Below are 11,109 nucleotides of genomic sequence, written 5' to 3'. Positions count from 1 at the left end.
TTTGTTTTTCCCTTGAGGGATTTATTATTTCCATAACGCTGCAGTCTTGGCTGCTTGTACGTCTGTAGGGTCTTCTCAAGTAAATCACTGAGTGATTCAAATGAAGGCCAGACGTTGAGCTAGTCTAGCCATTGAAATTTTCAACGTCTAGCCACCCAAGGTAACTAGACGTTTTAGCGATATTAAACGTCTAATAGGAGACGCGCTGGATCTTCTAGTAGCTCTTTAATCGTTACTAGGAAGCCAACTGACTCACGGCCATCGATCAAACGGTGGTCGTAAGATAGCGCTAGGTACATCATCGGTAGGATTTCAACTTTACCGTTTACAGCCATCGGGCGTTCTTGGATTTTATGCATACCAAGGATTGCAGATTGCGGTGGGTTGATGATAGGCGTAGACATTAGAGAACCGAACACACCACCGTTAGTGATAGTGAAGTTACCACCCATTAACTCATCAACTGTTAGCTTGCCATCACGACCTTTGATCGCTAGCTCTTTGATGCCTTTTTCAACATCTGCAAAGCCAAGTTTGTCACAGTCTTTTAGCACTGGAGTTACTAGACCGCGTGGCGTTGATACCGCCATGCTAATGTCAAAGTAGTTGTGGTAAACGATATCATCACCATCGATTGATGCATTTACTTCTGGGTAACGTTTTAGGGCTTCTGTCACTGCTTTCACATAGAAAGACATGAAGCCAAGACGAATACCGTGACGCTCTTCGAACTGGTCTTTGTATTGCTTACGAAGATCCATGATTGGCTTCATGTTCACTTCGTTAAACGTCGTTAGCATTGCGGTGCTGTTTTTCGCTTCCAATAGGCGGTTTGCAACCGTCTTACGTAGGCGAGTCATTGGCACACGCTTCTCACTACGAGCGGTTGCTGGTGCTTCAACTGCTGGAGCATCAGCTTTTGGAGCCGCTTTAGCGTTTGCTAGATGCGCTTCGATATCTTCACGAGTAATACGACCGCCAACACCAGTACCTTTAACTTGGTGTGCTTCTAGACCATGTTCCGCAAGTAAACGACGAACGGCAGGGCTAAGTGCATCATTGCTTTCTTCAGTCAGTGTCGCTTTGTGACGCTTATCTGGAGAAGCTTCTGTTGCTTCTGTTTTGTCTGCGGTTGGCTCGCCCGCAACAGCGCCGGCTTTCAATTTAGCAAGAAGTTGCTTTGAAAGTACCGTTGCACCTTCTACTTCAAGAATGGCTTCTAAAACGCCGGCTTCTGGAGCTGGCACTTCTAGTACAACTTTGTCAGTTTCAATATCAACCAGAACTTCATCACGCTCTACGGTGTCGCCTGGTTGTTTGTGCCATGTCGCCACGGTTGCATCAGCAACTGATTCAGGTAAATCTGGAACCAGAATTTCAATTGTCATATCTGTTTCTTCCTTTAACTTCTAGTTCTTAGTCCGAAGTTTTTGAGTTCACGTTCAGAGCGTCTTCAACCAACGCTTTTTGTTGTTTCAAGTGCACCGACATGTAGCCAACTGCTGGCGAAGCAGAAGCTGGGCGACCTGCGTATTTAAGATCTGCACCTGCAGGAATAGCGGCACGGAAGTTATGTTGACTACAGTACCAAGCACCTTGGTTCTGAGGCTCTTCCTGACACCACACGAAGTCTTCAACGTTAGTGTATTGAGCAATAGCTGCTTGTACTTCTTCCATCGGGAATGGGTAAAGCTGCTCAATACGCACGATTGCTACGTCTTCTTGCTCGTTGTTGCGACGCTGCTCAAGAAGGTCGAAATACACCTTACCCGAACAGAACACGACACGTTTCACTTTGCTTGGCTCCAAGTTATCCACTTCAGGGATCGCTGCTTGGAACGTACCTTCTGCAAGGTCTTCTAGAGTCGAAGTACAAAGAGGATGACGAAGCAATGATTTAGGCGACATTACAATCAATGGTCGACGCATTGGGCGTACTACTTGACGACGAATCATGTGGTACACCTGAGCTGGCGTTGACGGTACAACGACCTGCATGTTTTGCTCAGCACACAATTGAAGGTAACGCTCTAGACGAGCAGATGAGTGCTCCGGACCTTGGCCTTCGTAACCATGAGGCAGAAGCATCGTCAGGCCGCACAAACGTCCCCACTTTTGCTCACCAGACGAAATGAATTGGTCAATAACCACTTGTGCGCCGTTAGCGAAGTCACCAAACTGCGCTTCCCAAATGGTTAAACCGCCAGGTTCAGCTGTTGCATAACCGTACTCAAATGCAAGAACAGCTTCTTCCGACAACACAGAGTCAAAAACTTGGAAAGGCCCCTGCTTGTCATGGATATTCGCTAGCGGGATGTAAGTGCTTGCATCTGATTGGTTGTGAAGAACTGAGTGACGATGGAAGAAAGTACCACGACCTGAGTCCTGACCAGAAATACGGATACGCTTACCATCGTCTACCAATGTCGCGTAAGCCAATGTTTCAGCCATACCCCAGTCAATAGCCTTCTCACCTGTCATCATTGCTAAGCGATCGTTGTACAGCTTGTTTACTCGGCTTTGCAGCTTGTGGCTTTCCGGGTACTGACACAAACGATTACCTAGTTCGACAAGGCGTTGCTTATCGTAGGTCGCCTCCCATTGCATATCCCACTCGTGTCCCAAGTAAGGAGACCAGTCTACAGAATGCAATGCCATCGGACGCCACTCTTTCACCACGACTTCACCGCGGTCAAGTGCATCACGATACTCGTTCACCAACTGCGTTGCAGTTTCAATATCCGACTCATTCTTATCAATCAGAACATCGGCGTACAGTTTACGAGGAGTTGGGTGCTTTTTGATTTTTTGGTACATCAACGGCTGAGTCGCGTTCGGTTCATCCGCTTCGTTGTGACCATGACGACGGTAACAAACCAAATCAATCACGACATCACGCTTGAACTCGTTGCGGTAATCCAATGCAATGCGAGTAACAAAAGCAACCGCTTCTGGATCATCGGCGTTAACGTGGAAAATCGGAGCCTGAACCATCTTAGCGATGTCAGTACAATACATGGTTGATCGAGTGTCACGCGGGTTAGACGTTGTAAAGCCAACCTGGTTGTTTACAACAATACGAACCGTACCGCCAACGCAGAAACCACGAGCAAGTGACATGTTGAACGTTTCAGCCACTACACCTTGGCCAGCAATCGCAGAGTCACCATGAATAGTGATAGGAAGAACTTTGCTGCCGTAGTTGTCACCCAAACGGTCTTGACGTGCACGCACGGAACCGATAACCACTGGGTTTACGATTTCTAAGTGAGATGGGTTAAACGCAAGCGCTAAGTGAACATCGCCACCAGGAGTTGCGAAGTCTGCAGAGAAACCTTGGTGGTATTTAACGTCACCAGTACCCCACGTTTCATCGTGCTTACCCGCGAACTCATCAAATAGATCTTGTGGTTTCTTACCCAGTACGTTCACCAGCATGTTCAAACGACCACGGTGAGCCATACCAATAACCACTTCACGCATGCCACTCTTACCCGCATGACGAATCAGTTCTTTCGTCATTGGGATAAGCGCATCACCACCTTCAAGAGAGAATCGCTTCGCACCAGGGAATTTTGCGCCTAAATAACGCTCAAGGCCTTCCGCTGCAGTCAACTCTTCAAGGAACGTGCGTTTTTCATCTTGGTTGAATGATGGCTGGCCTACGACAGACTCAAGACGTTGTTGGATCCAACGCTTTTGCTCTGTGTCAGTCATGTGCATGTATTCAGCACCGATGGAACCGCAGTAAGTTTTCTTGAGAGCTGCGTAGATGTCTTTCAACTTCATGGTTTCTTGCCCAACAGCAAAAGAACCTACGTTGAAAGTTTCTTCGAAGTCGTCTTCGGTAAGATTATGAAATGCTGGGTCTAGCTCCGCCACAGGTGGACGTTGCCACAGACCTAGTGGATCCAATTCTGCAGCTTCGTGTCCGCGGAAGCGGTATGCGTTGATAAGCTGTAGAACTTTTACTTGTTTTGCATCGACATCTGGATCACTAACTTGGACATTGTAATGCTTTGTTTCTCTAGCGAGTCGTCGGAAGTAGTCACGGACACGTGAATGCGGCTGTTCTGCCACTTCTTCTGATGGCTTAGGCAAGCCCTCAAAAACACGTTTCCACTCCTCACTTACCAGATCGGGATCACTTAGATACAGTTCGTAGAGGTCCTCTACATACGTTGCATTGGCGCCAGCCAAGTGTGAAGACTCGAGCCATGCCTTCATCACGCCGTTGTGCATATTTTCCCTTAACCAGTAGTTTTCACGTTTGCTTCGGTCTTACGCCGAGCTAATAAAAGCCGACCGAAATAGCCGGCAATTTTAGTATCCTTTTACTCGTGCTTGGAGGCTGCAGCAAAGTCAGTACGTTGCGTGCTCACTTTACTGCAACTTTATGGCTTGCGAGTAATTAAACCGAGCGATTCACCAGCATCGACTTAATGTGACCGATGGCTTTCGTCGGATTTAGTCCCTTAGGACAAACACTTACACAATTCATGATGCCATGGCAACGAAAAACGCTAAATGCATCATCAAGATCAGACAAACGTTCATCTGTTGCCGTATCTCGGCTATCAATCAACCAGCGGTAAGCCGCAAGTAGGCCTGCAGGGCCAATAAACTTATCTGGGTTCCACCAGAATGACGGACAAGAAGTTGTACAACATGCACACATGATACATTCGTACAATCCATCTAAATGCGCACGCTCATCTGGAGATTGCAGGTTCTCGCGTGATGGCGGTAGAGCACCGTCATCAATTAAGAAAGGCTTAACTTTCGCATAGTTATCATAGAACTGCGTCATGTCAACGATAAGATCGCGCACTACAGGTAGACCCGGTAGAGGACGAATGACGATCTTGTCACCTTGTAGAGCCGATAATGGAGTGATACATGCCAGACCATTTTTGCCGTTCATGTTCAAACCATCAGAACCACACACACCTTCACGACAAGAACGACGGAATGCGATGCTTGGATCTTGCTCTTTTAGCAGAATCAATGCATCAAGCACCATCATGTCTGAGCCTTCGTCTACCTCAAGTGTGTACTCTTTCATGTAAGGCTTAGTATCTACGTCCGGGTTGTAACGGTACAAAGAGAAGTTCAGTTTCATATTCATATCCTCCCTTAGTATGTACGTACTTTCGGTGGGAACGCGTCACGGTGTACTGGCGTCATGTTTACATCACGCTTTGTCATCGCTTCGGTTTCCGGGTTGTAGATAGAGTGGCATAGCCAGTTCTCATCATCACGCTCAGGGAAGTCGAAGCGAGCATGAGCACCACGGCTTTCTGTACGGTAGTTTGCTGCAACTGCTGTTGAGAACGCGGTTTCCATCAGGTTATCTAGTTCTAGACACTCAATACGTTGCGTGTTGAACTCAGAAGATTTGTCGGCTAAGTGAGCATCTTTCAGACGTTCACGAATTACCTTCAACTCTTCTAGGCCCGTCGCCATTGCATCACCTTCGCGGAATACCGAGAAGCTGTTTTGCATACAGCGTTGTAGGTCTTTACGGATTTGTACCGGATCTTCGCCACCAGTGCTATTTTCCCAACGCATAGTGCGCGCTAGAGAAGCTTCGATGTCTGATTCAGTTGCAGGGCGAGCTTCAACTTGAGCAGCAAGAGTCTCACCTAGGTGTAGGCCTGTTGCACGACCAAATACCACCAAGTCTAGCAGTGAGTTACCACCTAGACGGTTTGCACCGTGTACAGATACAGAAGCAATTTCACCACAAGCGTATAGACCTTGAACTTCCGCTTCGCTGCCATCCGCAAGTTGCTTAATCGCTTGACCAGAAACTTGAGTCGGAACACCACCCATCATGTAGTGACAAGTTGGAATTACTGGAATTGGTTCTTTCACTGGATCAACGTGTGCGAATGTACGAGACAGTTCACAGATACCTGGCAGACGTGATTCAAGTACTTCTTTGCCAAGGTGATCAAGTTTCAACTTGATATGTGGACCCCAAGGACCATCACAACCGCGGCCTTCACGGATTTCAATCATCATAGAGCGAGCAACAACGTCACGACCAGCAAGGTCTTTCGCGTTTGGAGCGTAACGTTCCATAAAGCGCTCGCCGTCTTTGTTTAGAAGGTAACCACCTTCACCACGACAGCCTTCTGTCACAAGAACACCCGCGCCAGCAATACCCGTTGGGTGGAACTGCCACATTTCCATGTCTTGCATTGGAACGCCTGCACGAAGTGCCATACCAACGCCATCACCCGTGTTGATGTGCGCGTTAGTTGTCGATGCGTAAATACGACCTGCACCACCAGTAGCTAGAATTGTTGCTTTCGATTTGAAGTAACAGATTTCACCCGTTTCCATACAGATCGCAGTACAACCCATGATTGCGCCATCTTGGTTTTTCACAAGATCCAAAGCGTACCATTCAGAAAAGATGGTTGTCTTATGTTTGACGTTTTGTTGGTAAAGCGTATGAAGAAGAGCGTGACCTGTACGGTCTGCTGCAGCTGCTGTGCGCGCCGCCTGCTCACCACCAAACTCTTTTGACTGACCGCCGAATGGACGTTGGTAGATGGTACCGTTATCAAAACGAGAGAATGGAAGACCCATTTTTTCTAGCTCGATAACTGACTCAGGACCATTTTTACACATGTATTCAATCGCGTTCTGGTCACCAATGTAATCAGAACCTTTTACTGTGTCGTACATGTGCCATTGCCAATCGTCCTTATGCGAGTTACCAAGCGCAACTGTGATACCGCCTTGAGCAGATACAGTATGAGAACGGGTTGGGAATACTTTAGACAACAAAGCACAAGAAAGGCCTTGTTCCGAAATTTGTAGTGCAGCGCGCATACCTGCACCACCAGCGCCGATTACTACGGCATCAAACTCACGAACTGGAATAGACACTTACGCACCCCACAGAATAAATAGACCAGAGAAGACATAACCGAATAAAACGGCAATCACACCAAGTTGAAGTGCACCACGAAGTTTCGCGCACTTAATGTAGTCGGTGAACACTTGCCACATACCGATCCATGCATGAATCAGAACAGATGCAAGCGCCAACATGGTGAAGACTTTAGTGAAAGTACCACCAAAGAATTGGGTCCATGATGCGTAAGAGATATCTGAAAATGCACAGAAGCTAACCAGATAAATCGTGTATAGCGTCATAATGATGGCTGTTGCACGAATCAGTAGGAAATCGTGTACACCATTACGACCAAATGAAGATACGTGTTTTACCATACCAAGATCCCCGCCAATAGTGATAATACTGCAGTTGCACCAAAGGCAACTTTCGCGCTCATCGCGCCTGAATCTAGTTCTTCAAAATGACCTAGATCCATCAGCAAATGACGAATACCACCAGCGATGTGGTAGGCAAGTGCAGTCAGGATACCCCACAGGATGAATTTTACGAAGAAGCCATCAACGATATCTGCGGCTTCCATAAAACCCATAGGGGATGACAGAGAAATGGACAGTAACCAAAGTAATATACCCACCGCAACAAACGTAATTACCCCAGACACACGGTGCAGGATCGATGCGATTGCTGTGATAGGAAAGCGAATGGTCTGTAAATCTAAATTAACAGGTCTTGACTTTCTTTCTTTCACGGGCTTGCTCACTCAGCTCCATTGAGCATTTATTGTTATAACCAATTTCAGCTTCCAAACGTACAAAAGTTAACATTTGATTAACAAATTATCACAATAAGCTCAGAGATAATTGTAAACACTTTGTTAACAACCGGAGTCCACAAACAAACCTCACTTTTGTTTCTAGCCCCGAATTTATAAGGATTTAACTAAAATTTTCTTTGCCAATATACGGCGAGCAACATTCTAATACAATTGGTGTAACAAATTATGCTACATAGAACAGATTTTTAACGATTTTCATGAGAAAAATCATAACAAGTGCACACAAAGATGGAGAAAAATTGACTTTAAGCTTTAACAACAGTACAAAAATGGCACATAAACATCCTGGACGGATTAAATAATAAACAAAGGAGATTGTTATGGCGGATAAGAAAGCGACCCTTCATGTTGAAGGTCAAGCGCCAATCGAACTGCCAATTATGGACGGTACGCTAGGTACACCTGTAATTGACGTTCGTAAACTGGGAGCCAATGGTTACTTTACTTTTGACCCAGGTTTTCTTGCCACTGCATCTTGTGAATCATCAATCACTTACATCGATGGCGGCAAAGGTATTCTTTTGCACCGCGGTTACCCGATTGATCAATTAGCCAATAACGCAGATTACCTAGAAGTATGTTACATCCTTCTTTACGGTGAAGCCCCTACCCGAGAACAATACGAGCAATTCAAAACGACAGTTACTCGTCACACAATGGTACACGAGCAAATCGCAAGCTTCTTCCATGGCTTCCGTCGTGATGCTCACCCAATGGCAGTAATGTGTGGTGTGGTTGGTGCTCTTGCAGCCTTCTACCACGATTCACTTGATATCAATAACGACGAGCACCGTGAAATTGCGGCCTATCGTCTGCTATCTAAAATGCCAACTCTGGCTGCAATGTGTTTCAAATACTCTGTTGGTCAGCCATTTATCTACCCACGCAACGATTTGAGCTACGCGGAAAACTTCCTACACATGATGTTTGCTAACCCATGTGAAGAGTATGAAGTGAACCCTGTTGTTGCTCGTGCGATGGATAAAATCTTCACACTTCACGCAGATCACGAGCAAAACGCGTCGACATCAACAGTCCGTTTAGCAGGTTCTTCTGGTGCAAACCCATTCGCATGTATTGCCGCTGGTATCGCATCACTTTGGGGCCCAGCTCACGGTGGCGCAAACGAAGCATGTCTGAAGATGCTAGAAGAAATCGGCAGCGTGGATAACATTCCAGAATACGTGGAACGTGCGAAAGACAAAGATGACCCATTCCGTTTGATGGGCTTCGGTCACCGTGTTTACAAGAACTACGATCCTCGTGCGACCGTAATGCGCGAAACATGTCACGAAGTTCTAAAAGAGCTGAACATTAAAGATCCTCTGCTGGACGTAGCAATGGAACTTGAGCGTATCGCTCTTTCTGACGAATACTTTGTTTCTAAGAAACTGTACCCGAACGTAGATTTCTATTCAGGTATCATTCTGAAAGCGATCGGTATTCCTGTATCAATGTTTACGGTTATCTTCGCGATTTCTCGTACTATTGGTTGGATTGCCCACTGGAACGAGATGCACAGCGACCCACTAAACCGTATCGGTCGTCCACGTCAGCTTTACAAAGGCGAAACGCAACGTGAATTTTCGCCGCTTCATGAGCGCGAATAATCGTTACTAGAGTTATCAGATAAACAAAAGGGTTGAGATGTAAGTCTCAACCCTTTTTAGTTTTAACGATAAAAATACACGCTACACTGGATTATCAATATCCACAAACTCGACATCTAAACCGTATTCATCGGCTAACCACTTACCAAGTGCTTTGATGCCATAACGCTCTGTTGCATGGTGACCCGCAGCAAAATAGTGGATGTCCATCTCACGAGCGGTGTAAGTTGTTCGCTCCGAAATTTCGCCAGAAATGAATGCATCTAATCCATGCTGAACCGCAAGTTCAATGAAATCTTGTCCGCCGCCAGTACACCAACCAACGGTTTCGATCATTTTCTCCGCATTATCTGGAGCGATATGTAGAGGCTCTCGATTAAGGACTTGGTTGATCTTGCTCGCAAATTGAGAACCAGTCATCGGTTTTTTCAAGCGTCCAAATAGGGCGACAGACTGCGGATGACCTTCTAACCCACCGTCGATTTCAATATCAAGAAGACGAGCAAGCTCTGCGTTGTTACCAAGTTCAGGATGAATGTCGAGCGGTAGATGGTAGCCATACAGATTAATGTCACTTTTAATTAGGCTACGAATGCGCTTACCTTTCATACCGCGAATGGGTTCTGGCTCCCCTTTCCAAAAATAACCATGGTGGACCAATAACGCATCGGCTCTGAGTTCAATCGCTTTATCAATTAATGCTTGAGAAGCAGTTACTCCAGTAACTACGCGCTTGATCTGTGGACAACCTTCAACCTGTAAGCCATTTGGCGCGTAATCTTTAATTAACTCGGGCGAGAGTTTGCTGTTGAGAATCTTTTCTAACTGTAAATTATTCATTATCACTTCCAATTTCGAGCGAGTACCTCAAAGTGTATATCGAACTATGACACTGATGCTAGCTACCCTATTCTACTAACCAAATTTAGTTACAATAACGAGGCTCGCTGCTTTATCAACATCACTAAGGAATCAGGATGAATCAACTGCAACGTCTTTATCAATGGATCACCTCTTCTCCTCCTCTTTTTCAGTTGCTCCCCCCTTTTGCTACATTGGAAGACTTATCGATTAAACCTCTGGATGAATCTGAAGAGTACCAAGGGAACCCGAGACTGGGTTTTTTGTATCAGCATTTATGTACCGCTGCACTTGCTAATTCAGAACAATATGAAATTATTGCAGAAGAAATTCAACTCAACGATAGCGACGGAAAAACCATTGGAGCGATAGATCTCATACTCAAAAATAGAACATTGGACCAACTAGAACATTGGGAAGTAGCGATTAAGTTTTATCTTTTACATGAAGGTGTTTGGTATGGCCCTAACGCGCACGATCAATTGCATACAAAACTGGATAGAATGCTCTCCCACCAATTGAAAATGAGCGAAAGGCCTGAATTTAGACAAATGCTTCCTCTGGATCAGTCTCCAAAGGAACGCTTGTTGATGCAAGGGCGACTTTACATCAATCCATTTTCTAATGAAGTACCACCGAAAGAGTGCTTAGGCTTTGCTCTCAATCCAAGCCAAATCAGTGGATATTGGTGTTATCAAAGCCAATGGAGTTTGATCAATAAACCGCTTTACCACTTAAGCAAACCCAACTGGGCTATTGGTACGGATGATTTTTCTCAGCCGATTGAAAAACCAATGGAGCGATTTGAGCATGCACAAACAGCAGATGGCGAGTTCTGGTTTATCGTGCCAGATAATTGGCCACAAAATCCAAAGGCTCTTAAATAGAGAGTTAACGACGAGTTGTAAAAAAGGCGACCATCTGGTCGC

At 45.8% G+C, this 11,109-nt stretch carries 9 protein-coding genes; 2 read left to right on the top strand and 7 right to left on the bottom strand.

Annotated elements, in window-relative coordinates:
- Positions 1-182: 182 nt before the first annotated feature.
- The 6 genes from odhB to sdhC form a co-directional block, all read right to left on the bottom strand.
- Positions 183-1,388 (bottom strand): 2-oxoglutarate dehydrogenase complex dihydrolipoyllysine-residue succinyltransferase, encoded by a 1,206-nt coding sequence (gene odhB, locus DYB02_RS05560; RefSeq protein ID WP_005455502.1) that lies wholly within the window; start codon positions 1,386-1,388, stop codon positions 183-185.
- Between the two features lie 28 nt (positions 1,389-1,416).
- On the bottom strand, positions 1,417-4,242 hold the full coding sequence (sucA, locus tag DYB02_RS05555) for a 2-oxoglutarate dehydrogenase E1 component (protein WP_023585941.1): 2,826 nt from the start codon (positions 4,240-4,242) through the stop codon (positions 1,417-1,419).
- A 169-nt stretch (positions 4,243-4,411) separates the two neighbouring features.
- Positions 4,412-5,122 (bottom strand): succinate dehydrogenase iron-sulfur subunit, encoded by a 711-nt coding sequence (locus DYB02_RS05550; protein ID WP_005455467.1) that lies wholly within the window; start codon positions 5,120-5,122, stop codon positions 4,412-4,414.
- A 14-nt stretch (positions 5,123-5,136) separates the two neighbouring features.
- Entirely contained in the window at positions 5,137-6,903 is a 1,767-nt protein-coding gene (gene sdhA / locus DYB02_RS05545; protein ID WP_005455465.1) for a succinate dehydrogenase flavoprotein subunit, read from the bottom strand.
- On the bottom strand, positions 6,904-7,248 hold the full coding sequence (gene sdhD / locus DYB02_RS05540) for a succinate dehydrogenase, hydrophobic membrane anchor protein (protein ID WP_005455480.1): 345 nt from the start codon (positions 7,246-7,248) through the stop codon (positions 6,904-6,906). It abuts the gene before it with no gap.
- Positions 7,242-7,634, bottom strand: a complete 393-nt coding sequence (gene sdhC / locus DYB02_RS05535) for a succinate dehydrogenase cytochrome b556 subunit (RefSeq protein ID WP_005496079.1) — start codon at positions 7,632-7,634, stop codon at positions 7,242-7,244. Before sdhC ends, sdhD begins: the two co-directional genes overlap by 7 nt.
- 395 nt (positions 7,635-8,029) lie before the next feature.
- Between sdhC and DYB02_RS05530 the strand changes: the two genes are divergently transcribed.
- Positions 8,030-9,319, top strand: a complete 1,290-nt coding sequence (locus DYB02_RS05530; protein WP_005455487.1) for a citrate synthase — start codon at positions 8,030-8,032, stop codon at positions 9,317-9,319.
- A gap of 81 nt (positions 9,320-9,400) precedes the next feature.
- On the opposite strand, the gene DYB02_RS05525 is transcribed toward DYB02_RS05530, so the two are convergent.
- A complete protein-coding gene (locus tag DYB02_RS05525) occupies positions 9,401-10,159 on the bottom strand; it encodes a Nif3-like dinuclear metal center hexameric protein (RefSeq protein ID WP_017448746.1) in 759 nt (252 codons plus the stop codon).
- Positions 10,160-10,296: 137 nt separating this feature from the next.
- Here DYB02_RS05525 and DYB02_RS05520 point away from each other — a divergent pair, with 137 nt between their 5' ends.
- A complete protein-coding gene (locus DYB02_RS05520) occupies positions 10,297-11,067 on the top strand; it encodes a DUF1853 family protein (RefSeq protein WP_025522713.1) in 771 nt (256 codons plus the stop codon).
- Positions 11,068-11,109 lie beyond the last annotated feature (42 nt).

The organism is Vibrio parahaemolyticus (genome assembly GCF_900460535.1).
Taxonomy (GTDB): Bacteria; Pseudomonadota; Gammaproteobacteria; order Enterobacterales; family Vibrionaceae; genus Vibrio; species Vibrio parahaemolyticus.
The sequence above is the reverse complement of the archived record's forward strand: the minus strand, read 5'-3'. Positions and strand labels throughout refer to the sequence as shown.